The 26277-nt window shown below is 71.4% G+C and carries 20 protein-coding genes; 12 read left to right on the top strand and 8 right to left on the bottom strand.

Features of this window, described 5'->3' with window-relative positions; genetic code table 11:
- Positions 1-256: 256 nt before the first annotated feature.
- The 5 genes from NAG42_RS06440 to NAG42_RS06420 form a co-directional block, all read right to left on the bottom strand.
- A complete protein-coding gene (locus NAG42_RS06440; protein WP_250028750.1) occupies positions 257-2380 on the bottom strand; it encodes a glycosyltransferase family 39 protein in 2124 nt (707 codons plus the stop codon).
- A gap of 119 nt (positions 2381-2499) precedes the next feature.
- Positions 2500-3570, bottom strand: a complete 1071-nt coding sequence (locus NAG42_RS06435; RefSeq protein ID WP_308201119.1) for a 3-deoxy-7-phosphoheptulonate synthase — start codon at positions 3568-3570, stop codon at positions 2500-2502.
- A 191-nt stretch (positions 3571-3761) separates the two neighbouring features.
- A complete protein-coding gene (locus NAG42_RS06430) occupies positions 3762-5309 on the bottom strand; it encodes a sensor histidine kinase (RefSeq protein WP_284044932.1) in 1548 nt (515 codons plus the stop codon).
- Positions 5287-6024 carry a response regulator transcription factor gene (locus NAG42_RS06425; RefSeq protein WP_250028749.1) on the bottom strand — a complete coding sequence of 246 codons (738 nt, stop codon included), beginning with the start codon at positions 6022-6024 and terminating at the stop codon, positions 5287-5289. The genes NAG42_RS06430 and NAG42_RS06425 overlap by 23 nt, the downstream gene beginning before the upstream one ends.
- A gap of 83 nt (positions 6025-6107) precedes the next feature.
- Positions 6108-8219: a hypothetical protein gene (locus tag NAG42_RS06420; protein ID WP_250028747.1), complete on the bottom strand. Its 2112-nt coding sequence runs from the start codon at positions 8217-8219 to the stop codon at positions 6108-6110.
- 198 nt (positions 8220-8417) lie between these two features.
- Here NAG42_RS06420 and NAG42_RS06415 point away from each other — a divergent pair, with 198 nt between their 5' ends.
- Positions 8418-8789: a tetratricopeptide repeat protein gene (locus NAG42_RS06415; RefSeq protein WP_250028745.1), complete on the top strand. Its 372-nt coding sequence runs from the start codon at positions 8418-8420 to the stop codon at positions 8787-8789.
- A gap of 10 nt (positions 8790-8799) precedes the next feature.
- Positions 8800-9084 carry a Smr/MutS family protein gene (locus NAG42_RS06410; RefSeq protein WP_250028743.1) on the top strand — a complete coding sequence of 95 codons (285 nt, stop codon included), beginning with the start codon at positions 8800-8802 and terminating at the stop codon, positions 9082-9084.
- 1 nt (position 9085) lies between these two features.
- Here NAG42_RS06410 and NAG42_RS06405 read toward each other — a convergent pair whose 3' ends face one another.
- The gene (locus tag NAG42_RS06405) at positions 9086-11428 is read right to left on the bottom strand and encodes a M28 family peptidase (RefSeq protein ID WP_250028741.1); all 2343 of its coding nucleotides are present in this window, start codon (positions 11426-11428) and stop codon (positions 9086-9088) included.
- 75 nt (positions 11429-11503) lie between these two features.
- Between NAG42_RS06405 and NAG42_RS06400 the strand changes: the two genes are divergently transcribed.
- The 8 genes from NAG42_RS06400 (at position 11504) to NAG42_RS06365 (ending at position 19381) form a co-directional block, all read left to right on the top strand.
- The gene (locus NAG42_RS06400) at positions 11504-11836 is read left to right on the top strand and encodes a hypothetical protein (RefSeq protein WP_250028739.1); all 333 of its coding nucleotides are present in this window, start codon (positions 11504-11506) and stop codon (positions 11834-11836) included.
- A gap of 87 nt (positions 11837-11923) precedes the next feature.
- Positions 11924-13126 carry a PP2C family protein-serine/threonine phosphatase gene (locus NAG42_RS06395; RefSeq protein WP_250028737.1) on the top strand — a complete coding sequence of 401 codons (1203 nt, stop codon included), beginning with the start codon at positions 11924-11926 and terminating at the stop codon, positions 13124-13126.
- A complete protein-coding gene (locus NAG42_RS06390) occupies positions 13123-14730 on the top strand; it encodes a sensor histidine kinase (RefSeq protein ID WP_250028735.1) in 1608 nt (535 codons plus the stop codon). Before NAG42_RS06395 ends, NAG42_RS06390 begins: the two co-directional genes overlap by 4 nt.
- Positions 14727-15182: a response regulator gene (locus NAG42_RS06385; RefSeq protein ID WP_250028734.1), complete on the top strand. Its 456-nt coding sequence runs from the start codon at positions 14727-14729 to the stop codon at positions 15180-15182. The genes NAG42_RS06390 and NAG42_RS06385 overlap by 4 nt, the downstream gene beginning before the upstream one ends.
- Entirely contained in the window at positions 15175-15993 is an 819-nt protein-coding gene (locus tag NAG42_RS06380) for an inositol monophosphatase family protein (protein ID WP_250028732.1), read from the top strand. The genes NAG42_RS06385 and NAG42_RS06380 overlap by 8 nt, the downstream gene beginning before the upstream one ends.
- Positions 15990-16751 (top strand): SDR family NAD(P)-dependent oxidoreductase, encoded by a 762-nt coding sequence (locus tag NAG42_RS06375; protein WP_308201118.1) that lies wholly within the window; start codon positions 15990-15992, stop codon positions 16749-16751. Before NAG42_RS06380 ends, NAG42_RS06375 begins: the two co-directional genes overlap by 4 nt.
- 65 nt (positions 16752-16816) lie before the next feature.
- Positions 16817-17818, top strand: a complete 1002-nt coding sequence (locus NAG42_RS06370; protein WP_250028730.1) for a coiled-coil domain-containing protein — start codon at positions 16817-16819, stop codon at positions 17816-17818.
- Between the two features lie 66 nt (positions 17819-17884).
- Positions 17885-19381 carry a fused MFS/spermidine synthase gene (locus NAG42_RS06365; RefSeq protein WP_250028729.1) on the top strand — a complete coding sequence of 499 codons (1497 nt, stop codon included), beginning with the start codon at positions 17885-17887 and terminating at the stop codon, positions 19379-19381.
- Between the two features lie 227 nt (positions 19382-19608).
- Here NAG42_RS06365 and NAG42_RS06360 read toward each other — a convergent pair whose 3' ends face one another.
- A complete protein-coding gene (locus tag NAG42_RS06360) occupies positions 19609-21459 on the bottom strand; it encodes a serine/threonine-protein kinase (RefSeq protein ID WP_250028727.1) in 1851 nt (616 codons plus the stop codon).
- Positions 21460-21737: 278 nt separating this feature from the next.
- Here NAG42_RS06360 and NAG42_RS06355 point away from each other — a divergent pair, with 278 nt between their 5' ends.
- Entirely contained in the window at positions 21738-23006 is a 1269-nt protein-coding gene (locus NAG42_RS06355; RefSeq protein ID WP_250028725.1) for an MFS transporter, read from the top strand.
- Between the two features lie 337 nt (positions 23007-23343).
- Here NAG42_RS06355 and NAG42_RS06350 read toward each other — a convergent pair whose 3' ends face one another.
- The gene (locus NAG42_RS06350) at positions 23344-23742 is read right to left on the bottom strand and encodes a hypothetical protein (protein ID WP_250028723.1); all 399 of its coding nucleotides are present in this window, start codon (positions 23740-23742) and stop codon (positions 23344-23346) included.
- A 311-nt stretch (positions 23743-24053) separates the two neighbouring features.
- On the opposite strand from NAG42_RS06350, the gene NAG42_RS06345 reads away from it, so the two are divergent.
- On the top strand, positions 24054-26177 hold the full coding sequence (locus NAG42_RS06345) for a RecQ family ATP-dependent DNA helicase (RefSeq protein ID WP_250029319.1): 2124 nt from the start codon (positions 24054-24056) through the stop codon (positions 26175-26177).
- Positions 26178-26277: the final 100 nt, after the last annotated feature.

The following is a 26277-nucleotide window of genomic DNA, read 5'->3' as shown; positions in this document are numbered from 1 at the left end:
TCATCCTGTGGCGTCGCTGTGAACCGTACGGGTCGGCATCGCGACCGGGTGCGCCGCGCGGAATGAGCGGCGGGCGAGGAAGGGCGAAGCTGCGAATCGTACGGATTGGCGTGGCGACCCGGGTGTGCCGTGCGGGCTGAGAGGTGAGCCGCCGGCGGGGAAGGGGCGAAGCTGCTGTCTGCGGTGAATGGATTAGGGCAGCAAGACATCGGCCGGCTCCTGGTGGGAGCCGGCCGATGTGGGGAGGAAAAGGCTGTCAGGCGGTTGTCGATGAGGTGGGCTGGGTCAGGTCGTAGACCGTGGTGGTGCCGACGGTCCGGGCCGTGAAGTTCTCCGAGACCCAGGTCGCGATCTCCGAGCTGGCGCTGCTGCCGCCCATGCTGCGTCCGCCGCCGAAGCCGCCGCCGGCGATGAAGTAGTGGATCTGACCGTGGGCCACGTACTGCTGGAACTGGGCGAGGGTGGGCGAGGGGTCGCTGCCGTTGAAGCCGCCCACTGCCATCACCGGGTCGCCGGTCGCCAGCTGGTAGCCGGACGCACTCTGCGATCCCACCGCGGCCGCCGCCCAGGTGTATTGGTCGGCGTCGGCTTCGAGCAGGGCCTTCATCTCGTCGCTGACCGTCGCCGCGTCGAGCAGACCGCCACCGCCACCGCGCATACCGCCGCCGGTGCCACGTCCGCCGAAGCGTCCGCCCTGAGCGGTGCCGCCCTGAGCGGTGCCGCCCTGAGCGTTGCCGCCCTGGGCGGTGCCGTTCTGCCCAGTGCCGCCGTTCTGGTTGGTCCCACCCGGGAAACCACCGCCAGGCAAGCCGCCCTGGCCACCACCGGGAAAGCCCCCACCCGGGAAGCCACCACGGTTGCCGCCGAAACCACCACGCCCCGGCCCGCCGCCGAAGCCGCCGGCCACAGCGGGCCCGGCCGACGGAATGGACCCCGTGTGGACCTCGGCCGCGGTCTGCACGGCGTACGCGCTGGGACCCGCAAGCACCGCGGCCAGCGAAACCCCCGCCGCCAGCGCGGCGACCCGAGCCGGCAGGCGAAGGGCGCCGAGCAGCGCCACCGCCCCCACCAGCCCGCCGATCAGCACCACCCACCGCAGCCAGGGCAGGAAGTCCGCGCTCCGCGCCAGCAGGTGATAGGACCACCAGGCCGTGACCGCCACGGTCGCCGCCAGCGTGACCGCGCCGAGGAGCCCGCGCCGCCAGAGCAGCGCCACTCCCATGCCGGCCACCGCGCCGATCGCCGGGGCCAGCGCGACCGTGTAGTAAGCGTGGAAGATGCCCTGCATGAAGCTGAACACCAGCCCGGTGATCAGCAGCCAGCCGCCCCAGACGAGCAGCCCGGCCCGCTGCCGGTCGGTACGCGCCCGGCGGGCCGTCACCACCAGCCCCACGACCAGCAGGATCAGCGCCGCCGGCAGCAGCCACGAGATCTGTCCGCCCTGCGCGCTTTCGACCATGCGCAGCAGCCCGGTCGACCCCCACATGCCGCCGCCCGCGCCGCCACCGCCGCCGACGCTGCCGGTCTCGTCACCGTTGAGCCGGCCGAGCCCGTTGTAGCCGAGGGTGAGCTCGAGGATGCTGTTGTTCTGCGAGCCGCCGATGTAGGGCCGCATCGAGGCCGGCACCAGTTCGACGATCGCGATGTACCAGCCGGCCGAGACGACCAGCGCCACCCCGGAGAGCAGCAGCTGCCCGATGCGCTTGCCCAGCTTGGGCGGCCCGGCGACCAGGTAGGCCAGGGCGAAGGCCGGCACCACGAGCAGCGCCTGCAGCATTTTGGCCAGGAAGCCGAAGCCGACGAAGACCCCGGCCAGCATGATCCACTTGGTCGAGCCGTTCTCGATGGCCCGGACGGTGGCGTAGGCCGCGGCCACCATGAGCAGCACCAGCAGGGCGTCCGGGTTGTTGAAACGGAACATCAGCACGGCGATCGGGGTCGTTGCGAGCACCGCGCCCGCGATCAGGCCGGCCGCCGGGCCGTACCAGCGGCGCACCGTCGCGAAGAGCAGGCCGACACTGGCCACGCCCATCAGCGCCTGCGGCACCAGGATGCTCCAGGCGTTGACCCCGAAGACCCGGGCCGACAGCGCCATCACCCACAACGCGGCGGGCGTCTTGTCGACCGTGATCGAGTTGGCCGCGTCGGACGAGCCGAAGAAGAACGCCTTCCAGCTCGCCGAGCCGGCCTGCACGGCGGCCGAGTAGAAGGAGTTGGCCCAGCCGTTCCGGCTCAGGCCCCAGAGGTAGAGCACGGCGGTGGCCAGCAGCAGGGCCAGCAGTGCCGGGCGTACCCAGACGGGGTCGGCCGTGCGCCGGGCCGGCGGTGGCGCCGGCCGGTCGGGCGCGACCGGCGGCGGGACGGGCAACGTCGTCGTCATCGAGGCTCTCCACAGAAAAGCGGACCTTTACCTCGACAAGATTCGACGCCGGCCCTGTCCCGCCGTTATGCCGACCCTGTGCCCCGGCTGTGAATCCGGGGCGTTCAAAGGGATGTAGCTCAGCTGAGCAGGGCACGCCGCTTGGCCGAGGCCGCCGCGAGCCGCTCCAGCACCTCGACGGTCGGGTCCCAGCCCATGCAGGCGTCGGTCACCGACTGCCCGTACGTGAGCTCACCACCCAGGTTCTGCCGTCCGGGCACGAGGAAGCTCTCGAGCATGACGCCGCTGATGCCGCGCTGACCGGCCTCCATCTGACCGGCCACGTCATCGGCGACCACGGGCTGGCGCAGGTGGTCCTTGCCGCTGTTGCCGTGCGAGCAGTCGATCACCAGACGCTCGGGCAGTGAGGCCTCGCGCAGCAGTTCGAGGGCACCCGCCACGTCCTGGGCGCTGTAGTTGGGCTGTCCGCCGCCACCGCGCAGCACCAGGTGGGTGTCGGGGTTGCCGGTGGTGTGCAGGATCGCCGGGGTGCCGGAGTAGTCGATGCCGGGGAACACGTGCGGCACCTCGGCCGCCTGGATGGCCTCGATCGCGGTGGCGATGCTGCCGTCGGGGCGGTTCTTCATGCCGATCGGCATCGACAGGCCGGACGCGAGCTGCCGGTGGACCTGCGACTCGACCGTCCGGGCGCCGATCGCCCCCCAGGCCACCGTGTCCGCGATGTATTGCGGGGTGATCGGGTCGAGGAACTCGACGGCGGTCGGCAGCCCGCGGCCGACGATCTCGAGCAGCAGCCGGCGGGCGATCCGCAGCCCGGTGCCGACGTCGCCGGTGCCGTCCAGCGCCGGGTCGTTGATCAGGCCCTTCCAGCCGACGGTGGAGCGCGGCTTCTCGAAGTAGACGCGCATCACGACCAGCAGGTCGTCCGCGAACCGCTGGGCCGCCGACGACAGCAGCGAGGCGTATTCACCGGCGGCGGCCGGGTCGTGCACCGAGCATGGGCCGACCACGACGAGCAGCCGCGGATCCCGGCCGTTGAGCACGTCCTCGACCTGGCGGCGGCCCTCCAGCACGGTGTCGTGCAACTCGCCGGTCAGCGGCAGCTCGTGGTGCAGCAGCGCGGGGCTCATCAGCGGCACGACCTTGTCGATGCGCTGGTCACGAACGCGTTGAACCTCGGGGGCAGTCACGGTGGGTCTCCACTCCTCAGCCGGCGCCCACGGTGAGAGCCGGCAAACAAAAAGGCAGCGACGTCATGTCGCTGCCCGGGCCGGCTCTGGCTTGGTGTCTCAGGTCATGGCTGGGTCATGGCTGAGGCACCGGCGAAAGCCGGCCCGCTAAACCACGAATACCAACGAGACATGTCGGCCAGCATAGCGCCTCAGCCGGCGGTCGGTGCGATCTGCGCCAACTGCTCAGCTGGTGAGACGGCGGAGGCGGGGTGGCCGAGTGGCAGCTGGACGGTGAAGACCGTACGGCCAGGGTGGCTCTCCATCGAGACCTGTCCACCGTGTGCGGTGACCACGGCGTGCACGATCGACAGACCCAGACCGGTGCTGCCGGCGGCCCGGGAGCGGGAGCTGTCGCCGCGGGCGAACCGCTCGAAGATGTGCGGCTGGAGGTCGGCCGGGATGCCCGGCCCGGCGTCGGTGACCTGGAGCACGGCCGAGCCGCCGGTCGAGCTGACCCCGACCGTGACCTCGGTGCCCTCGGGCGTGTGGGTCCGAGCGTTGGCCAGCAGGTTGGCCAGCACCTGGTGGAGCCGGGCGCCGTCGCCGATCACGATCACCGGCTCCTCGGGCAGGTCGAGCTGCCAGTTGTGGCGGGGGCCGGCCGCGTGCGCGTCGCTGACCGTGTCGACGACCAGCATGCTGAGGTCGACCGGGTCGTGCGCGAGCGGGCGGCCGGAGTCGAGGCGGGCGAGCAGCAACAGGTCCTCGACCAGCCCGGTCATCCGCTTCGCCTCGGACTCGACCCGGCCCAGCACGTGGGCGATCTCGTCCGGGACGGCGGCGCGGCTGCGGCGGCTGAGCTCGGCGTAACCGCGGATGGCGGCCAGCGGCGTGCGCAGCTCGTGGCTGGCGTCGGCGACGAACTGGCGGACCTGCATCTCGCTGGCGTGCCGGGCCTCCAGCGCGTTGCCGACGTGGTCGAGCATCTGGTTGAGCGCGGCGCCGACCTGGCCGACCTCGGTGCGCGGGTCGGTGTCGCGCTCGGGCACCCGCTGCGCGAGCTGCACCTCGCCGCGGTCGAGCCGCAGCTCGGAGACTCTGGTCGCGGTGGCGGCCACGCGGTCCAGCGGGGCCAGCGTACGGCGGACGATGAGCGCCCCGGCCCAGCCGGCGATCCCCAGCGCGATCAGCACCGCGCCCCCGGTGACCAGCGCGACGCGCAGCAGGGTGAAGTTGGTGTTCTTGAGCGACAGCGCGTTCACCCGGACGATGCCGTTGCCCAGCGTCTCGGCGGTGACCCGGAACGAGCCGTAACCGTCGAGGCTGATCGTCGACGTGGTCTCGTCCGCCGGCACCTGAAGCAGCTCCGCCTCGGTGGCGTCGTCGAGCGCCTGATAGCGGGTGTCGGGGTTGCCGTCGGCGTTGGTGTAGGTGACGACCTGGCCGCCGGCCACGTCGGTCGCGCTCGTGTAGAAGAGCGTGATCGAGCCGGGCTCGGCGCCCCGGAACGGGTGGTCGGCGTCGAACGAGCCGAACGGGCCGCCGGGCGGACGGCCGTTGGCCTGGAGTTTGGCGTCGACCTGGGTGTAAAGGGTGTCGCGCAGGAAGAAGTAGGCCGTACCGCCGACCGCGAGTCCCAGGACCGTGAGCAGGACGATGATGATCGCCACGATCCGGGTGCGCAGCGGCCAGCCGGCCGGGCTGCGCCAGCGGGCGGGATGGGTCAGGGACATCTCAGTCGGCGGGTTTGAGGACATAGCCGGCTCCGCGCATCGTGTGGATCATCGGCGAGCGGCCCGCGTCGATCTTCTTCCGGAGGTACGAGATGTAGAGCTCGACCACGTTGGCCTGGCCCCCGAAGTCGTAGTTCCACACCCGGTCGAGGATCTGGCTCTTGCTCAGCACCCGGCGCGGGTTGCGCATCAGATAGCGCAGCAGCTCGAACTCGGTGGCCGTGAGCGTGACCAGGTCGTTGCCGCGGCGCACCTCATGGCTGTCCTCGTCGAGCGAGAGATCACCGACGATCAGCTGCGAGTCCGTACGCATCGGCGAGTGACCCATCCGGCGCATCAGGCCCCGCAGCCGGGCCACCACCTCTTCGAGGCTGAACGGCTTGGTGACGTAGTCGTCGCCGCCGGCGGTCAGGCCGGTGATCCGGTCCTCCACCGAGTCCTTGGCCGTCAGGAAGAGCACCGGCACCTCGGGCGACTCGCCCCGCAGCCGGCGCAGCACCTCGAGCCCGTTGATGTCGGGCAGCATCATGTCGAGGACGACGGCGTCCGGGCGGAACTCCCGGGCGGTGCGCACGGCGGTCTGCCCGTCGCCCGCGCTCTTGACGTCCCAGCCCTCGTAGCGCAGCGCCATCGAGAGGAGCTCGGCCAGCGTCGGCTCGTCATCGACCACGAGGATGCGGACGGGCGTGCCGTCGGCTCGGCGCAGGTCGGTGCTGGAATCGGAGTTCGCCATCGTCATGCCCTCACTGTGGCGGGCAACGCTATGTACTTGCTTTCCCGTTCCTGTGTACCAGCTGTGGAGTGCTTCCCACGGTACTGGCATCAGCCGGCGGTGGTCACCACCAGCGCCGCGTCCCGGAGGTCGGCCGCCCCCTGCTTGAGCCGCTCGGAGTAGTACGGCCGGTTCCAGCTCGACCACCGCACCTGGCCGACCGCCTGGTCGGTGCCGGAGGCGGTGAACGACACGGTCACCCCCGGGCTGACCTGGGTGGTGAGCTTGCCGTTCTTCGGGATGCCGACCCGCCGCGACGATGGGTCGGCGAACCCGAGCATGGCCCACGGCACGCGCACGGTCAGGTCGGCGCCGTCGAGCTCCCACAGCGCCCGGCTGTCCGCCTCGTCGTCCTCCGGATCCCAGGAGCCGTGCCGCAACTGACCGGCGTTCTGCAGCTCGACCGGCAGCTTGACGCCCGTCCGGGGCACCGTGAGCGCCCGGTTGACAACCAGCTCGACCGGCTTCCAGCCGTCCGGGGCGGCCCCCCGCTGCGCGGCCGGGACCGCGAAGTCGAGCTTCATCGGATCGAGCTGATTCCTGAGGTACGCCTGTCCGCTGTGCCCGACCAGGTTGAGCGCGAAGACGGCGTCCGGCCGCCGGTCGCCGCTGCCCGGCATGGGCGTGCCGGTCACCGTCGGCAGGACGTCGAACGAGGCCATCATCGTGCCCGGCGCGGAGTCGCCCAGCCGCACGTTCAGATGCAGGTACTCCTCGTCGACCCGGGCCGTGACCTCGCGGGCGGGCCACCCGTCGGAGTCGAGCAGCCGCTGCTCGCCGCTGTCAGGCGGGCCGTCGGCGTCCATCGCCAGCAGCCCGAAGTGCTGCTCGTTGGTGAGCGGGTCGTGCCAGAGATGGCGGCGGGCCGGATCCTGCTGGCCGGCCGTGTTCCAGGTGTAGCGGTACCACTCGTCGGCCCAGCTGAAGACGAACCCGCCACCCAGCCCCTGGTCGTGGATCATCCGCAGCAAGTCGGCGTTCATCCGCATCGCGTCCCGCTCGCTGTGGTCACCCTGTGTGCGGCCGAGCGGGGCGTTGTGGGCCGATCCGATCGACGACGGCACCCCGAACTCGGTGATCAGCGTGGGCATCGTGGCGTGGTGCCGGCGCAGGTCGGCGAGATAACCGGCGTACGGGTCGGCGTTGCCCTCGTACTCGTAGCCGGCCAGGCCCGGCTCGTAGCGCAGGAAGTCCGGAGCGAACGGGTACGCGTGATAGCTGGCGAACGACCCGGCCGGCCAGTCCGCCGTGGGCAGCACGTGGTTGGCGTCGATCGGGAGCAGGTCCTCCTGGGGCAGCGGCTCCTGCGGGTGGCGCAGCGGGTCGGTCGTCGGCCAGTTGACGAAGGCGATCGGCTGGCTCACCTTGTACCGGGCGACGTATCCGGCCAGGTCGTTCATGCGGGCGGCCAGCCAGCGCTCGGTCGGCGTCGACTTGGGTGTGTTGCGGAAGTAGCGGCCCATGAACCGCGGCACGTCGGCGTTGCGCCGGTCGGACGCGGCCGCCGCCCGCGGGTCGATCTCCCGGCCGATGATCCAGCCCGCCAGCCACGGGGTGACATCCGTGGTCCAGGCGCCGCCGACCTGTCCGAAGGTCGCCACCCGGCTGAGGTCGCCGGTCACCGCCTGCGCGGCCGCTCGCAGCTCGCGGCGGAAGACGTCGGTGAAGGCCTTGTCGAAGAGGTTGCCCTTGCGGACGTACGTCTCGTCGGGCAGCCGGACCCCCTGAACGAGGTAGAGCGGGCGCTCGGGATTGGCCTGGTTCCACGCGCTGAGCTGGTCGTAGAACGCGGGCGGGTGAATCTCGTAGATCCGGACCACGCGCAGTCCGAGCCAGCTCATCGCGGCGAACCAGGCCCGGTACTGGGCGGCCGAGATCGCCCCCTCGCCGGGCAGGTGACCGGGCGTGGTGTCGCCCAGGTCGACGCCGGGCAGAAAGGTGCGGTCGCCCCCTGCCGTGTGCAGCTGGAACTCCTGGCCGTCGGTGCTGGCGACCATCCGCAGGCCGTCGGCCGTGCGCGGCGACGGCGCCCACGAGGTGCCCTGCGGCGGCGAGGGGATCTCCCGCATCCCCGCGATCAGGAACGCGGGCGACGTCAGCGCCGGTGAGGCCGTGCCGCCGGCCAGCAGGAGGCACAGGCCGAACACGAACGCACTGATCACGGTCGCCCTGAGTCGCCCGAACCGTGGACGGGCCGGCGCGGTCACGAGATGGCTAGGAAAGTCCCCCACACCAGGCATTGTCTGACGGCTGAGTTGCTGTATGAGCCGTTTTGTCGGGAAGCTTGGATCATCGGAACACTCGCCGTTGGCGCGTTGTTGTGCCAGCGTTAGAGATGCCGCCGAAGTGGGGAGCGACACGTGGACCTTCTCGAGGAGTACCGCCGGGCCACCTTCTTCTTCGAGTCCGGGGATCCGCTCGGCGCCGCTCGCCTGCTCGAGCCGATAGTCGAGGCCGAGCCGCAGAACACGGCCGTACGCCAGCTGCTGGCCCGCGCCTACTTCAACTCGGCCCAGCTCAACCACGCCGAGCAGCAGCTCCGGAGCCTGATCGAGCACGACCCGTCCGATCACTACGCGCATCACGTGCTCGGCCGCACGCTGGAACGGGCCGGCCGCTTTCGCGAGGCCCTGCCGCATCTGCGGCTGGCCGCGGCGATGAAGCAGCAGAGCGACTACACCGAAGCCGTCCGCCGGGTCGAGGAATGGCTCGGCAAATCCGAGAACGCCTAAGGTTGGTCACGTGAAGCTCAAGCTGGACCTGCACGACATCTTCAACAAGGGCATACAGATCGACCGTGCGCTGCGGGGGATCATCGACGAGGCCGTGGAGAAGAAGGCCAGCACGGTCGAGATCATCCCGGGCAAGGGCAGCGGCGCCCTGAAGAAAAAGGTGCTGCGCTTCCTCGACCAGAAAGAGATCAAGCAGCTCTATCACCGGGTCGAGAAGGACGGCGACAACTGGGGACGGCTCTTCGTCCACTTCAAGCACAACGAGTCGACCGGCCGCCGCGGCCGCGGCCGCTGAGCTAGAAGGTGTAGGTCTTCGCCACCGCCAGCATCTCGCTGGTGTGCGAGCCGACGATGCCGACACCGCTCGGGCGGGGCCGGAAACCGGGCAGGCCGCTCAGCCCGTCGCCGGCGTCCATGGCCCGGAACCGCACCGGGCCGGTGGCCTTCAGCGTCAGCGTGACCGCGATGCCGGCGGCCGGCGGGGCGTGGAAGGCGAAGCCGAAATCCGGTGAGTGCACCGGCACCGGGCGGCCCTCGACCGTCGCCGACTCGACCTCGACCGCGCCCGGCACGTGCAGGGTGACCAGCCGGACCGGCCGCTGCGGCTCCAGGCGCAGCGTGAGGGTGCGGGAGTCGCCCGACCGGGTGTCCGACTCGACCGTGAGTTTCGGGGCGGGCAGGTCGGCCGGCTGCGCCTCGCCGGTGCGCACCGGCCCGGGGCCGAAGGCGGGCAGAGTGTCGTCGACGCGGTGCGGACGGCCCGACACGTATTGGCTGGTCCACTGCTGTACGTCGGACTCGTCGCTGATCCACCGGGCCGTGCCGGTGTCGGCGTCCAGCGCGTACATCAGCTGGGTCGGAGCCGGGCGCTCGGCGTCGAACCGGTCGGTCACCAGACCGGCCCCCGCGCAGACCAGCACCGCGAGCGCGGCGGCCAGCGTGGGAAGGGCCCCCAGCCGGCGGCTGCGCAGCGCCTCGACGCCGCGCCGGCCGCCCGCCACCGGGTGAATCAGGTCGATCACCGGCAGCAGCGCGAGCCCGAGCAGGACGGCCAGGAAGGCGCCGGCCGCGCCCAGGCCGAGGCCCAGCGCCGGGAAGAGCATCACGATCGTGGGCGCCAGGACGAGGGTGGCCACCGCACCGCCGAGGGCCACCCCGACCACCGGGACCCAGCCCCGGGTGAGCACCGCGACCAGGCCACCCAGCGCCCCGGCCAGCGCGGGCAGGGCGGCCAGGTAGGAGCCGCCGGGCACGAACGCGGCCAGCACCACCCCGAGCACGGCGAGCCAGCCGAGCCCGGCGATGGCCAGGGCGGCCGGCCCGACGCGGCGGCGCAGCAACGCGAACCAGCCGGACACCACGGCCAGGGTTAGCAGGACGACGGCCAGCCGGTAGAGCCCCGGCCGATAGGGGTCGATCGGCATCGCCGCGTACTCCGGCCGCATCATCGTCAGCAGGAACCAGAGCCCCTGGGCCAGCAGCGGGGCGAGCACGATGGGCACCAGGGTCAGCACGCCCGCGCCGAGCGCCCGGCGACCGGTGATCAGCCGTCGGCGGCGGGCCAGCCCGGCCAGCCCGGCCACCGCGAGCGCGGCCAGCACGGCGATCGGCCAGACCAGCGAGCCCGGATAGCGGACCAGCAGACCGGGGGCGGGGAAGTAGGTCGCGTCCTCGCCGCCGGTGACCTTCAGCCCGGCCAGGTCGCGTCCGCCCAGTTCACGGACGACCGCCAGGGCGTTGTCGCCGTGGTGCTGGAGGCTGTCGCGGTCCATCGCCGAGGGCACGTCGGTCGGCCCGTGATAAACGGCGGCACCGTCGATGTAGGCCGCGTTGAGCCCGGCGAACCCGGCCTTGCGGAACGCGGTGAAGTCGGTGTCGTTGCTCATGATCCGGTAGATCTCGACGGCGAACGACGTGCCGACCGGCTTGACCGCGTGGCTGTACGCCTCGACCAGCCGCCCGTTGCCCTCGGAGGTCTCGAACATGATCGCCGGCCCGCTGCTGCCCCGCGCCTCGAGGTTGAGCACCACCCCGCCGTCGCGGGCCAGCGGATGCTGGTCGACGAACGCCTTGGCCCCGCAGAGGCAGGCCTCCTCGCCATCGGTGAGCACCAGCACCACGTCGTTGCGCAGCCGCGGGGCTGCGAGCAGGGCCCGGGCCGTCTCGAGGACCGCCGACGTGCCCGCCGCGTCGTCGTTGCCGCCCGGGCCGGCCTGCACCGAGTCGTAGTGGGCGACCAGGAAGACGCGGCCGGTCGAACCGGTGCCGGGGATCGTGGCGATCACGTTGCGGACCCGGGCCAGGCTGGTGCCGCCCGCGCTGGCCGAGAGCCCGGCGCCCTCGATCGACACCGTGTCCTGCACCTCGGGCTTCAGGCCGAGACCGCGCAGGGTGGCGAGCAGGTGTTCGCGAACCTGATCCTGCGCGGGGCTGCCGACCGGGTGCGGGCGGGTGGCGATCGCCTCGACCTGCTGGAAGGCGCGCTCGGCACTGAACTGCGTCTCGGGCGCCGACACCGGCCGGGCGGCCGGCGGCCGGATCGACCACAGACCGGCCAGACCGGCCAGGACCAGCACCACGACGGCCAGAACGGCCGCCCCCGCCCGGTGCGCCGGGTCGGTCAAAGCAGGGGCACGCATGGGTGACATCTAAGCGGCTGGGTACGGCACCGGGTAGTGGGAAGATCGTTTCCGGCGTGGCCTAGCGTTGTCGGGGTGAGCACGCCCATCGACCCCGCCGCCGTCGTGGCCGCGTTCATCGACGCCGTCGCCCCCTACGACCCGCGGCCCGAGGACGCTCCGGTCGCGTTGATCGGTGTGCGCACCGCCCTCGGCGAGGGCACCTTCGCGGTCAGCGATCACGTGATCCGGGCCATGTGCAAGGCGCTGGCGGCCTATCGCGACCCGGAGGACCGGGGCTCCTGCGTCGACTGTGGCAGCCGCCACCTCGACGAGAACCTGCACTGCCGCGAGTGCGGCCGTCTGCACGGCATCCTGGGCGAGGTCATCGCCCAGCACGCCCGCCGGGTCGCCGCCGAGGATGCCTGATGAGACCAAAGCGATGTTGTGCGCTCGGCCCGGGTGCGGAACTATCAGCGGGATCAGAGCCGGGCGGCAGGACGACTGGGGGACGGCATGACTGAGCGCTCGGTCGCGCCGCCGGCCCGATTGATCAGTCCGGTGCGTCAGGAACGGCTGCGTGTCCTGCTGGTCGAGGACGACGAGGGGGACGCCTTCCTGGTCCGCGAGCTGCTGCACGAGGCCGAGGCGCCGTTCGACCTGCGGGTGGCGACCAGCCTGCGCGAGGCCCGCGGCCTGCTCAACGGCATTCACTGTGTGCTGCTCGACCTCGGCCTGCCCGACGCCGAGGGCATCGACGGTCTGCGCAAGCTGCTGGCCGTCGCCGGCAGTGCCGCGGTCTGCGTGCTCACCGGCCGCTCGGATGAGCACCTGGGCGTGGCCGCGGTTGCCGAGGGTGCCCAGGACTACCTGGTCAAGGGGCAGGTCGACGGCGTCCTGCTGACCCGTTCGCTGCGGTACGCGGTCGAGCGCAAACGGGCCGACGAGAACGCCCAGCGGCTGCGGGAGATCGAGCTGCGCCAGGCCGAGTCGGCCCGCCTCGAACGCGGTCTGCTGCCCCAGCCGCTGATGTCCACCGACCAGGTGGCGGTGCACACCTTCTATCGCTCGGGCCGGGCCCTGGGTCTGCTCGGCGGCGACTTCTTCGACGTCGTCCAGGTCGGCCCGGACAAGTTGCACGTGATCGTGGGCGACGTGTGCGGCCACGGCGTCGACGAGGCCGCGCTGGGCGTCGAGCTCCGGGTCGCCTGGCGCGCGCTGGTGCTGGCCGGGGTGCCCGACGACCAGATCCTCAGCTCGCTCGAGCAGGTCCTGATGAGTGAGCGCCGGGCCCGCGAGGTCTTCGCGACGGTCGCCTCGGTGGTGCTCGACCTGGCTCGCGACAAGGCCGTCTTCCGCCTGGCCGGCCATCCGGCCCCGGTGCTGCTGCGCGGCGGTCACGTCATGCCGGTCGAGGTACGGACCGGCATCGTCCTCGGCGTACGCCCGAAGCCCACGCCCGCCACCGAGGTGGAGTTCTCCGGAGAAGACTGGTCCCTTCTGATGTATACGGACGGCCTGATCGAGGGGCACACCGGCGCCGGTAACGAGCGGCTCGACGTGTCCGGCCTGTGCGACCTGCTCGACGAGCCCGCGGCCCGCTCGGTGCCGCTTCCGGCCCTGCCGGCGTGGCTGGTCGGCCGGGCCGAGCAGGCCAACGGCGGCCCGCTGGCCGACGACGTGGCGATGTTGCTCATCTCGTCCGGGAGTGGCCGGTGAGCGTCTTCTCGGTACGCACCTGGACCCTGCGGCGGCGCATCGTCGCCCTCTGCGTCACGGTCGGCGTGCTGCTCAGCGCGCTCGGCGTGTTCGCCGCGATCACCGCCACCCAGAACAACCGCCAGCTCGACGACGTCCTCAACCGGGCCAGCCCGATGCGGGCCGCCGGCGAGTCGCTCAACACGGCGTACGTCGATCAGGAGACCGGCATCCGGGGCTTCGCGATCACCGGTGACGAGGCCAACCTCCAGCCCTTCAACCAGGGCCTGGCCGACGAGCAGCGGCTGGTCGCGCGCATCGAGGGGCTGCTGCACCCCGAGGACACCGACATCCGGGCCGAGCTCACCGAGGTCCGGCAGCGCGCCGACGTCTGGCACCGCGAGGTCGCCGAGCCGGTGATCGCGCTGATCAAGTCGGACGGCACCGAGGCCGGGCAGGACCGGCTCCGGCGGACCTCCACCCAGCAGTTCGACGCTCTGCGGGCCGCCATCGCCGGGATGCAGGACGACATCCAGGTGCTGCGCACCAGGTCGGCCGATGCCGCCAAGCAGAGCAGCCGGACCATGGTGGCGATCCAGATCTCCGCCGCGGCGATCATCATCCTGGCCGGTTCGGCCCTGTTGCTCCTGCTCGACCGCATGGTCAGCCGCCCGGTGACCGAACTGGCCCAGCAGGTCCGCGAGGTGGCCGACGGTGACTACGACCGGCGCATCTCGAGCACCGGCTCGCCCGAGCTGACCAGCCTGGCCGAGGACGTCGACGGCATGCGGCAGAAGATCGCGGCCGAGCTGACCGAGGTGCGCGAGGCCCGCGGCCAGATCGAGTGGGTCAACGACCAGCTCAAGGTACAGGCCGAGGAGCTGACCCGGTCCAACCGTGACCTCGAGCAGTTCGCGTACGTCGCCTCGCACGACCTGCAGGAGCCGCTGCGCAAGGTGGCCAGCTTCTGCCAGCTCCTGCAACGCCGCTACTCCGGCCAGCTCGACGAGCGCGCCGACCAGTACATCGGCTTCGCGGTCGACGGGGCCCAGCGCATGCAGCGGCTGATCAACGACCTGCTGGCCTTCTCGCGCATCGGCCGGCTCACCGCCGGCTTCACCGACGTCGACCTGGACCGGGTGCTCGTCGAGGTCAAGTCCCAGCTCGAGGCGCGCGCCGGTGACGACGCCGAGATCACCTGGACCGGGCTGCCGCTCGTCGAGGGCGAGGAACCGCTGCTGACCACCCTCTTCGTCAACCTGATCGGCAACTCGCTGAAGTTCCGGCGGCCCGACGTGCCGTCGGTCGTGCGGGTGAGCGCCGAGCGCGACGGGGACGAGTGGCGGATCAACGTGCGGGACAACGGCATCGGCATCGAGGCCGAGTTCGCTGACAAGGTCTTCGTCATCTTCCAGCGGCTGCACGCGCGGGATGCGTACGAGGGCACCGGTATCGGCTTGGCCATCGTCAAGAAGATCGTCGAATATCATGGTGGACGGATCTGGCTGGACCTCGAGGTCGAGGAAGGCACGTCGATCTGGTTCACCCTTCCGGCTGTGCCGGGCACCTCGGACGAGGAGCCCGCGCCGCCGGCGCAGGAGTCGAGGAAAGAGGTCACAGCATGACCGGTGCTATCCGGGCCGACGGCACTCCGATCGAGGTGTTGCTGGTCGAGGACGATCCGGGCGACGTGCTGATGACCCAGGAGGCGTTCGAGGAGCACAAGGTCCGCAACCGGCTCAACGTCGTCTCCGACGGGGCCGAGGCCCTGGCCTACCTGCGGCGCGAGGGCGAGTACGCGAACTCGGTGCGCCCCGACCTCATCCTCCTCGACCTCAACCTGCCCCGGCGCGACGGCCGTGAGGTGCTGGAGGAGATCAAGAAGGACGACGACTTGGGCCGCATCCCGGTGGTCGTGCTCACCACGTCGGCCGCCGACGAGGACATCCTGCGCAGCTACCAGCTGCACGCGAACGCGTACGTGACCAAGCCGGTCGACTTCGAGCGGTTCATCGCGGTCATCCGGCAGATCGACGAGTTCTTCGTCAGCGTCGTGAAGTTGCCGCCGCGTGCTTGATCAGGTCGGTGAGCTCATCCGCGAGGTCGCGGCGACCGTGGTCCTGCCGCGTTTCCGCCACCTCTCCTCCGCCGAGATCCAGCAGAAGGCGCCCGGTGACCTGGTCACCATCGCCGACAAGGAGTCCGAGCGGGCGCTGACCCGCGGCCTGACGGCACTGCTGCCCGGCTCGCAGGTGGTCGGCGAGGAATCGGTCGCGGCCGACCCGGGCGTGCTCGGGCGGCTCGGCGACAGCGGCGCGGTCTGGATCGTCGACCCGGTCGACGGCACCAACAACTTCGCGGCCGGCAAGACACCGTTCGCGGTGATGGTGGCGCTGCTGCGCGACGGCGAGCCGACGGCCTCGTGGATCCTGGATGTCGTCCCCGACAACCTGACGGTGGCCGAGGCCGGCTCGGGCGCTTACCGCGACGGCGTACGCGTCAAGACCCGCACCGATGATCCCGGAGCGGCCGCCCTGCGCGGTGTCGTGGCCGGCCACTACCTGCCCGGGCACCTGCGAACGGTCGCCTCGGCGAACGCGCGCGCCTTCGGCGAGGTGACCAACGGCCACCACTGCGCGGGTTACGAGTATCCGGCCGTCGCCCTCGACGAACAGCAGTTCGCGCTGTTCTGGCGGATCCTGCCGTGGGACCACGTGCCGGGCACGCTGATCGTCCGCGAGGCCGGTGGCACGGCGTTGCACCTCGACGGCACGCCCTACCGGCCGCAGGACAGCGAGCGGGGGCTGCTCGTCGCGGCCAACAACGACATCTGGCGCACGGCCCGCGACACCCTGTTCCCGGACCCGGCGATCCTCATCCGCCCGTGACGGCGTACCTGGAAAGCCTTTTCGGTCTCGACGGCCGCACCGCGATGGTGACCGGCGGCAGTTCGGGCATCGGACGCGCCATCGCGGTCGCGCTGGGGCAGGCCGGGGCCCGGGTGATCCTGGTCGCCCGGCGGCCCGAGCCGATGGCCGAGGTGATCGAGGAGCTACGCGGCTTCGGGGCCGAGGGGCACGCGATCTCGGCCGATCTGGCCGATCGTGCGGCCGTCAAGCAGGTCGTCTCCGCGTACGAGGCCCCGGACATCCTGGTCAACTCGGCCGCGGTGAATCGGCGGCCGCCGCTCGGCGAGCTCACCGAGGACGACTGGGACGTGACGATGGCGGCCAATCTCACCGCCCCGTTCCTGCTCGGGCAGGCCTTCGGCCCGCGGATGGCCGACCGCGGCTGGGGACGAATCATCAACATCGTCTCGCAACAGGCTTTCCGGGCGTACGGCAACAGCGGCGCCTACGGTGCGTCGAAGGCCGGACTGGTCGGCCTGACCAGGTCGCAGGCTGAGGCGTGGTCGGCGCACGGCGTCTGCTGCAACGCGATCGCGCCCGGTGTCGTCCACACGCCACTGACCGAGCCGGTCTTCGCCGACCCCGCGATCGCGGCCAAGCACGCAGCCCGCGCGATGATCGGCCGCAACGGTGTACCCGCCGATTTCGGGGCCTGTGCGGTCTTTCTGGCCAGCGACGCGGCCGTCGCCGTGACCGGCCAGACACTGTTCGTCGACGGTGGTTACTCGGCCAGTTGATCGATCTGCCCCTGGCGTCCGTATCACGGTAGAGTCTGCCCGCGCTGACGATGGGGAGGTAATCCGTGGCTGCGGTTTTCCAGCGCCGGCTCGGCACTGTGCTCGTGTTGTTCCTGGCATTCCTGGTGGTGGCGCCCGGCGCCGCTTACGCCGATCCCGACGAGGGTGACGACAAGACGCTGCGCAACGCGCTCGAGTCCGCGGCCAAGGGTCAGGCGACCGCGATCCAGAAGCTGAGCTCGTCCAAGAAGCGGGCTGTGCAGCTGCAGACGACGGTCAAGCAGGCCCAGGCCGGCGCCAAGGCCATGGAGAAGCAGGTGGCCGAGATCGCCACCCGCTCCTACCGACTGGGCCGGCCCAACACCATGTCGATGCTGCTCGACTCCACCTCGCCCGACATCTTCCTCGAGCGCATCGAGCAGCTCGACATGATGGCCCAGTTCGACTCGCAGGTCCTGACGAAATACCGCGCCACCCTCGACCGGGCCGAGGCGGCCAAGGCGGCGATCGACAAAGAGGTGCGTGAGCAGACCAAGCAGGTCGCCGCGCTCACCAAGAAGAAGAAAGAGGCCGAGCTCGCGCTGGCCAGCGTCGGCGGTGGCTCGGTCGCGGGCGGCTTCGTCTCGGGCAACTCGCCGCTGGCCAAGCCGGCGCCGCGCAACTCCGACGGGTCCTGGCCCAACGAGAAGTGCACGATCAAGGACCCGACCAGCTCGGGCTGCCTGACGCCGCGCACGCTGAACGCCTACAAGGAAGCCAAATCGGACGGCTTCACCCGCTACACGGTCTGCTGGAGTCAGCGGAACTCGGGCGAGCATCCCAAGGGCCGGGCGTGTGACATGTCGTCGAACGCCACGACGTACAAGAACTCGCCGGCGACCGGTGGTGACCGGGCGTACGGGGATCGGCTCGCGGCCTACTTCGTCAAGAACGCGGGCCGGCTCGGCGTGATGTACGTGATCTGGTTCCGCCAGATCTGGTTGCCGGGTGACGGCTGGCGGAGTTACAGCGGCAGTGGCGGGGCTTCGGCCGAGCACACCAACCACGTGCACGTGTCGATGCTTTAGATCCGCTCCGGTGCCGGCTCGTGGCGGACAGCCAACTGCCAGGTTGGGGCGGATAGCATCCCGCGGATGGGAAACCCGCAGCGCGCGCTGCCCTCCGGTCTCGCCACGGCGCTGGTCTTCGGGTCCAGCGGGGCGGTCCTCGTTCTCGAGATCGTCGCGTTGCGCCTGGTAGGGCCCTATGTCGGCGTGACGCTGCAGGTGAGCAGCTCGGTCATCGGCATCTCGCTGGCCGCCATCGCCTACGGCACCTGGCTGGGCGGGCGCCTGGCCGACCGGTTCGACCCCCGCATCCTGCTCGCCCCGGCGCTGCTGCTCGGCGCGATCGGCACGGCGGTGACGCTGCCGCTGGTGCGCTTCGGGGGTGAGGTGCTGCGGGGCGGGGCCGCACCGGCCGTGTTGCTGCTGGCCGCGCTGGCTGTCTTCCTGCCCGCCTTCATCCTGTCGACGATCACCCCGCTGGTGGTGAAGCTGCAGCTCAGCGATCTCGACCGCACCGGTTCGGTGGTCGGGCGACTGTCCAGCATGGGCACGCTGGGCGCGATCACGGCCACGCTGGCGACCGGCTTCATCTTCGTGGCCGCGGTCTCGTCGAGCTGGATCCTCATCTCGCTGGCCATCCTGCTGGCGGCGTCGGGTCTCGTGCTCGGCTGGTGGCTGCGCAAGACGGGTGCCGTCCTGCCGGGGAAGCCGCGCACCCGGGCCGTCCTGGCCACGGTCGGCCTGGTCGGGGCCGGGCTGGGCGTGGCCTCACCCAACCCGTGCGACGTCGAGACGGCCTATCACTGCGCGCGGGTGCAGTCGGATCCGGCCGAGGCGGGCGGGCGCGAGCTGATCCTCAACTCGGCGCGGCACTCGTACGTCGACCTCGACAACCCGCGGAACCTCGAATTCGCGTACATCCAGTGGATCGGTGCGGTGGCCGACGTGCTGCCGATGGGCCCGGTGCAGGCGCTGCACCTGGGCGGCGGGGGCTTCACGATGCCCGGCTATCTGCGGGCGACCCGGCCCGGCAGCGACCAGTTGGTGATCGAGCTGGACGGTGGGCTGGTCGACCTCGACCGCGAGAAGCTTGGCCTGCAGACCGGTCCCGACCTGCGCGTCCGGGTCGGTGACGCCCGAGTCGGGGTGGCCGACCAGCCCGACGGGTCCTACGACTTCGTGGTCGGCGACGCCTTCGGCCACCTGACCGTCCCGTGGCACCTGGCCACCGAGGAGATGGCGACCGACATCGCCCGCGTCCTGCGGCCCACCGGCATCTACGTCCAGAACGTGATCGACTACCCGCCCGACCGCTTCATCCGGGCCGAGCTGGCCACCGTGGCCGCCGCGTTCCCGCACGTGGCCGTGATCAGCAGTCGCGAGGCCCTGGCGGGCGAGGTGGGCGCCAACTTCGTCATCATGGCGTCCAAGTCACCCCTGCCCGAAGCCGACGTGACCCGCCGCGTGGCCAAGGTCGCCGACCCCGCCATCGTCCTGACCGGCCAGTCCCTGTCCGACTTCATCGACGGCGCCCGCGTCCTGACCGACGACTACGCCCCGGTCGACCAACTTCTCGCCGGCTGACACCGCCGTCCACGGCATGCCGTCGGCTCTCCGCGCCAGCGGCGCTCCTGCTCGGCCTGCTCGTCAACTCGGCCTGCTCCCGGCGAGCTTGGCGGCACCTCCAGCACCAGCGTGTCAGCTTGGTCTGCTCATGGGCTCGGCTTGCTCGTGAGTTCGGCCTGTTCGTCAGGTCGGCCTGTTCGTTGGCTCGATGCGCTCGCATGGTCTGAGGCGGTCCTGCGTGAGGGTCACATGGCTAGAGAGACGCCGGGTGTGTTGCGCGCGGGCGGCGGCTCGGAGGCCGTCGGGGTAGGGACCGGGGAGTTGGACCGCTTTTGCGGGGTGCCGTTCTTGCGGGTGCGCTTCGTGTCGCTGACTCCGCTTCCGCTCACCTGAGCCGCATCAGTGCGCAGCGGGCGCGCCCGATCTGCGCGGGTCCCGTCGGCGCCGTTCCGGTCGGCGCGGTTCCGGTCGCCGCGGCTGGCGGGTACGAAGGCCAGAACCTCGGCGCGGCAGTCGACGTCGTCCACCGTGAACGTCAGCGGCAACGGGTTGTAGTCGGTGTACTCGCCACGCAACGTAAAGGACCTAAGCTTGCCGTGACCCTTCGCGGTCACCGTGCGACCCTTCTGCGTGAGGGCTTTCGACGTATTGGTGATCCTCTGGGTGCCCGGGTAAGAGAACCGGACCCGCCACGATCGGAGCGCCGGACCCTCGGCGGTGGAGACCGTCAACTGGGCCTCGTAGCGGTGTCCCGAGTCGCGACGCAGCTGATAGCGAACCGAGCACTGTGCCTCGTGGCCGGGCTCGGCGGCCACCACGCCGGTACCCGCGGCCTGCGCCTCCTGCACATCCGGCGTGTCCGGTCCGGCTGCCCAGCTCACCCCGGCCGTCGCCACGACAGCCACGGTCACCAGGGCCGCCTGCACCCGATGCCGCCCCCGCAGGAAACCCAGCCTGTCCCCGGTCAGCAGACCGCCGCTCAGCCGTCCGCCCTCGAACAAGCCACCACCGAGCGGCCGGGCCCCGCGGAGCCGCAGCGCCGCGCCGATCCTCAGCCCGGCCCGCAGACGCAGCACCCGGGCGGCCGGTCGTGGCCCCGGTCCCGCACCCGGCAGCCCCAGATAGGCGAGCAGCAACCGGCCGAGCCCGGGACGGCGCCGGGGCACGACCGCGGGCGGACCGGCAGCGCCGCGAACGGACTCCGGCGCGTCGGCCGCACGCTCGACCAACGGCGGGATGATCGCCTGGATGCCGATGACCGCGGCCAGGTCACGGGCCACCTCGGCCGCTCCGGGACGATCGGCTGGGTCCTTGACCAGGCAGCGCAGACACAAGTCGGCGACGGCGGCGGGCAGACCCGGGATGGCGGGCAGCGGCTCCGCATCCGCGTACAGGTGGGCGCGGAGCGCCTCGGTCGTGTTGTCGGCCGGCCAGGGGTGGCGGCCGCAGAGCGAGCGGTAGAGCAGCAGGCCGAGCGCGTAGACGTCGGTCGCGGTGGACACCTGCGCCCCGCTGAGCCGCTCCGGGGCCAGGTAGGCCGGGGTGCCGAGCAGGCTGCCATCCGGGGCGGCGTCGCGCTGCCCGACGATCGCCGAGATGCCGAAGTCGACGACCTTGGCCCCGCCACCGGTGAGCATCACGTTGGCCGGGGTGACATCGCGGTGCACCACGCCGCGGGCGTGCGCGGTGGCCAGCGCGGACGCCACCTCGACGGCGACGGTCACCGCCTGGCGCCACGGCAGCGGCCCCTGCCGGCTGATGCGGGCGGAGACCGACTCGCCGTCGTTCAGCTCCATCACCACGTACGGAACGGTCAGTTGCTGGTCGAACGGGGACTCGCCGAAATCGAAGATGCCGGTGATGTGCGGATGGCAGAGCCGGGCGGCCGCGAGCGCCTCCTGTCGCAGCCGATCGCGAAACGTCTGGTCGTCGGCCAGCGCGGGCGACAGCACCTTGACCGCGACCGGGCGGCCGAGCGTCTCGTCGTAGCCGCGCCACACCTCGGACATGCCGCCCGTGCCCAGCTTCTCGACGAGCCGATACCGCCCGGCGATACGAAGCGAGCCAAACTGACCGTTTCGCTCCGTCCGCCCCATGTGCCGATTGTGACCCGAGGGACGGGCTGCTTGATGCCGGTCCGCCGAAACCCGTTCCGCTCGTGCCCGATTGCCGGGTTCCGTCGGCTAGGGTCAGCCTGGTCAAGTCCCCCTTCCGGACGGAGGGTTCGCATGCGCACCTCGGTAACGGTCTTCGCCTCGACGCGAGGACGTGCCACTGCCCGGTAATTCCGGGCGGTGACCAGCCCGCTGGTCCCACGTCTCTCCTCGCCTCGGGGCGGTCGCTTTCGACCGTTTCCTTCGCTCGAGGAGCTCTTTTGCGTGCCCTTTTCGCCGCGCCCCTAGGCGCGGATTTCTGGAAGCTGTGGACGTCGTCCGCCGTCACCAATCTCGGCGACGGCATCACCATGGTGGCGGGCCCTCTGCTCGTCGCCTCGATCACCAGCAATCCGGCCGCGGTGGCCGGCGCGGTCTTCGCCCAGCAGGTGCCGTGGCTACTGTTCGCCCTGATCAGCGGCGCCTGGGCCGACCGGCTCGACCGCCGCCGCCTGGTCGTCTCGGTCAACGTGCTGCGCGCCGCCGCGCTGGCCGCACTGGCGGCCGCGGTAGCCGCCGGCGCTGCCTCCGTACCGCTGATCCTGGCCGTCTTCTTCCTGCTCGGCACCGGCGAGACGCTGGCCGACACCGCCTCGGCGGCGTTCGTCCCGGCCATCGTGGCCGAACCGCAGCGGCCGAAGGCCAACGCCCTGATGTACGCCAACTTCAACCTCCTCAACCAATTCGCCGCCAAGCCGTTCGGCGCCTGGCTGTTCGTCGTGGCCGCCGCGGTTCCGTTCGCCGTCAACGCCGTGACGTTCGCCCTGTCCGCCGCCCTCATCGCCGCTATCCGGGCCATAGCTCCCGATCCCGCCCCAGCCGTGCTGCCGGCCGGTGACGGCGCGGCGAGGCGGCCGAAACTGCGGGCCGAGATCAGCGATGGCGTGCGGTGGCTGCTCCAGCACCGCCTGCTCCGCACACTGGCCTTCACCATGGCCGTCGGCAACGTCGTGTTCTGCGCCGCGTTCGCGATCTTCGTGCTCTATGCGACGCAGCGCCTCGGCCTCACCGACGTCGGCTATGGCGTCCTGCTCGTGTCGTTCGCGGCCGGCGGCTTCCTGGGCACACTGGTCGCCCCCGCCCTGATCCGCCGGGCCGGTGCCGCCCTCCTGTTGCGGGCCGGACTGCTCGTCGAAGTGGCCCTGCACGCGACGCTCGCCCTGACCCGCGAGCCGTGGGCCGCCGCCGCGATGATCGTCGTTTTCGGCATCCACACCACCGTCTGGGGCGTCGTCGTCACCACCATCCGCCAACGCGACGTCCCACCAGGGATGTTCGGCCGGGTCACCAGCGTCTACTCGTTCCTGGACCTGGGCGGCGCCGCGCTGGGTTCCCTCCTGGGCGGCGCGATAGCCGTCGGCTACGGCCTGGTCGCCCCCTACTGGACCGCCGCGGTGGCGATGGCCCTGGTCGCCGCCGCCGCGTGGCGCCCGCTCCGATCCGCCACCCTGCGCCCGTCCCGCGAACCGGAGGTGTCGCCCCAACCCTGACGCCGATCGTCACAGCGCGGGCAGCGCAGGCTCAACCCCTGCGCCGCCCGCGTTGGGCTCTTCCCGGTCTCCGAGTTGGCCTTCTCGGTCTCGGGTTGGGCTTCTCGCGGTCTTCGGGTTGGGCTTCTCGGTCTCTGGTTGGGCTCCTCACGGCCCCCCGATCTGGCTCCTCACGCTCCCGCGCCGAACCTCTCGTGACGCTCCCGCGCCGAACCTCTCGTGACGCACCCGCGTCGAACCTCTCGTGACGCACCCGCGTCGAACCTCTCGTGACGCACCCGCGTCGAACCCGTCGTGCCTGGCCGCGTCGGGCGGACCGCGGTGGCCGGTCGCGCGCCTACTCAGCGCCGCCGGTGAAGCGGCCCTCGCCCTCCCGGTTGGGGCGGAAGCGCAGGCCCGACCACCGGTCGTCGATCGCCACCTGGCCGCACGGGCGCATGTCGTAATCCGCGACGATCGGCCACAGCGAGTCACGGTTGATGTCGCTCTTGTTCCCCTTGGGGTAGGCCACCCAGAACACCGCGGGCTTGTCCAGGTCGGCCCGGTGCTTCTCCAATTGCTCGCGCGTGGTCGCCGCGTCCTCGACGAACAGCACCGCCGTGCTTGACGTGGCCAGCATGTCGGCCTCGCGAACCCCGTCGGGCATCGGCGTCAGGAGCGCCACATGTGCCGGATCCGACAGCCAGACCGTGGTGTTGGGTTTGATCAACAGCTTCTCGGCGATCGTCTTCGACATCCTCCGAGCCTGGCACCGGGTGGCCGGAGTTGTCGACGATTTCGGTGGTTTCCGACCGTTCGTAACCAGCTGACCAGGGGTTGAGTGACTTGCCGGCCATGGCTCGCTCCTTCGGGGACGGGTGGGGAACGAGGCCGATTCTGCGCCGATCGAGACGGAGGCCGCGTGTCTTTCCGGCTGCCTGTGGACAACGAGGCCGCCTGTGGATAACGCCGGGTTCTGTCGGACCGGCCTGATAGACATGCCCCGTGACCGAGACGACGCGAGCAGCCATATCCGCCGAGCGAGCCACCGCAGCCGAGCGAGCCGCCGTGCGTGAGCGGGCCGAGGCGGTCCTGCGCCGGCTGGCCGGTGATCATGCGGTGCTGCGTGAGGATCAGTGGCGGGCGATCGAGGCGCTGACCGTCGACCGCCGGCGGGTGCTCTGCGTGCAACGTACTGGGTGGGGCAAGTCCGCTGTCTACTTCGTGGCGACCGCTCTGCTCCGCGCCGGCGCGGCCTCCACCGGGGTCGGCGAGGGCCCGCCCGCCGGTCCGACGGTCATCGTCTCGCCGCTGCTCGCGCTCATGCGTAACCAGGTCGACGCCGCCGCCCGGGCCGGCATCCGGGCGCGCACGATCAACTCCGCCAATCTCGACGAGTGGTCGCTGATCGAGGCCGAGATCCGCGCCGGCGAGGTCGACGTCCTGCTGATCAGCCCCGAGCGGCTCAACAATCCCGACTTCCGTGACAACGTGCTGCCCGGCCTCGCCGCTGAGACCGGCCTGCTCGTGGTTGATGAGGCACATTGCGTCTCCGACTGGGGCCACGACTTCCGCCCCGACTATCGGCGGCTCCGCACGTTCCTGGCGGGGCTCCCGGGCCGCACTCCGGTGCTCGCGACCACCGCGACCGCCAATGCCCGCGTGACCGCCGACGTCGCCGACCAGCTCGGCGATGCCCTGGTGCTGCGCGGTCCGCTCGACCGCGATTCGCTGCGGCTGGCCGTGCTCGATCTGCCCAACCCGGCCCACCGGCTGGCCTGGCTGGCCGACCACCTCGACCGCCTGCCCGGCTCGGGCATCGTCTATACGCTCACCGTCGCCGCCGCGACCGAGACGGCCGACTTCCTGCGCACGCGCGGCTTCGCCGTGGCCTCCTACACGGGCCAGGTCGAGGACGCCGACCGCCGCGCCGCCGAGCAGGATCTGCTCGACAACAAGATCAAGGCGCTGGTCGCGACGTCCGCGCTCGGCATGGGCTTCGACAAACCCGACCTCGGCTTCGTCGTTCACCTGGGTGCACCGCCCTCGCCGATCGCCTATTACCAGCAGGTCGGCCGAGCCGGTCGTGCTGTCGAGCACGCCGAGGTGGTGCTCCTGCCGGGCGCGGAGGACGCGGCGATCTGGCGTTACTTCGCCTCGCTGGCCTTCCCGCCGGAGGATCAGGTGCGCGCCGTGCTGGCCAACCTGTCCGGCGACCGGCCGATGTCCACGCAGGCGCTCGAGCCGCTCGTCGACCTGCGCCGCAACCGCCTCGAGATGATGCTCAAGGTGCTCGACGTGGACGGTGCCGTCCAGCGGTCCCGCGGCGGCTGGCTGGCCACCGGCCAGCCGTGGACCTACGACACCGCGCGGCTGCGCCGGGTCGCCGAGGCTCGCGCCGACGAGCAGAAGACCATGATCGAGTACGCATCGACGGGCTCCTGCCGCATGGAGTTCCTCCGCCGGTGCCTCGACGACCCCGAGGCCACGCGGTGCGGACGGTGCGACAACTGTGCCGGCCCGCAGTTCGACGCCGAGGTGTCCGCCGCCTCGGTCGCGGCGGCCGACGCGTTCCTGGGTCACCCAGGCGTCGTGATCGCGCCCAAGAAGATGTGGCCGACCGGCCTGGCCGCGGTCGGCGTCGCCCTCAAGGGCAAGATCCCCGCGGGTGAGCAGATCGAGCCCGGCCGTGCCGTCGGCCGGCTGTCCGACCTGGGCTGGGGCAGCAGCCTGCGGGGTCTGGTCGGCCCCGGATCACCCGACGCGCCGATCTCGGACGACCTGGCCGGCGCCGTGGTCGAGATCCTGAAGGACTGGGCGCACGGCGACGACGCCTGGTCCCAGCGCCCGGCGGCGGTGGTGGCGGTCGCGTCGGCCCATCGCCCTGAGCTGATCGGTTCCCTGGCCGCCCACATTGCCAAGGTCGGCCGGCTGCCCCTGCTCGGCTCGATCGAGGTGGCTCACGCGCCCGGCTCCGACGCCCGGGGAAACAGCGCTCAACGGGTGCGCGCGCTGCACGACGCGTTCACGGTCCCGTCCGAGGTGGCCGCCGAGCTGAGTTCACTGCCCGGCCCGGTCCTGCTGGTCGACGACCTGGTCGACTCCGGCTGGACGATGACACTGGCCGGCCGAGCTCTACGCCGCTCGGGCGCCGGGGGTGTGTTGCCGTTGGCGTTGGCAGTGGCCGGCTGATCACCGCGGTCCCCGGCACCGCCGGTCCTTCCAACTCGCCGGACGGTGTCATCGGGCTGGGCCCGTCCCCATCCGGGTTCACCGCCGAGCCGGTGTTCAG

It is taken from the genome of Paractinoplanes maris (assembly GCF_023544465.1).
GTDB classification, from domain to species: domain Bacteria; phylum Actinomycetota; class Actinomycetes; order Mycobacteriales; family Micromonosporaceae; genus Actinoplanes; species Actinoplanes maris.
This window is presented reverse-complemented; position numbering and strand designations above follow the sequence as displayed.

Coding starts and splice junctions, on each gene's coding strand:
- NAG42_RS06440 (WP_250028750.1), bottom strand. CDS start 2,380: ATGACGACGACGTTGCCCGTCCCGCCGCCGGTCGCGCCCGACCGGCCG.
- NAG42_RS06430 (WP_284044932.1), bottom strand. CDS start 5,309: ATGTCCTCAAACCCGCCGACTGAGATGTCCCTGACCCATCCCGCCCGC.
- NAG42_RS06425 (WP_250028749.1), bottom strand. CDS start 6,024: ATGACGATGGCGAACTCCGATTCCAGCACCGACCTGCGCCGAGCCGAC.
- NAG42_RS06405 (WP_250028741.1), bottom strand. CDS start 11,428: ATGCGTGCCCCTGCTTTGACCGACCCGGCGCACCGGGCGGGGGCGGCC.
- NAG42_RS06395 (WP_250028737.1), top strand. CDS start 11,924: ATGACTGAGCGCTCGGTCGCGCCGCCGGCCCGATTGATCAGTCCGGTG.
- NAG42_RS06385 (WP_250028734.1), top strand. CDS start 14,727: ATGACCGGTGCTATCCGGGCCGACGGCACTCCGATCGAGGTGTTGCTG.
- NAG42_RS06365 (WP_250028729.1), top strand. CDS start 17,885: ATGGGAAACCCGCAGCGCGCGCTGCCCTCCGGTCTCGCCACGGCGCTG.
- NAG42_RS06360 (WP_250028727.1), bottom strand. CDS start 21,459: ATGGGGCGGACGGAGCGAAACGGTCAGTTTGGCTCGCTTCGTATCGCC.
- NAG42_RS06350 (WP_250028723.1), bottom strand. CDS start 23,742: ATGTCGAAGACGATCGCCGAGAAGCTGTTGATCAAACCCAACACCACG.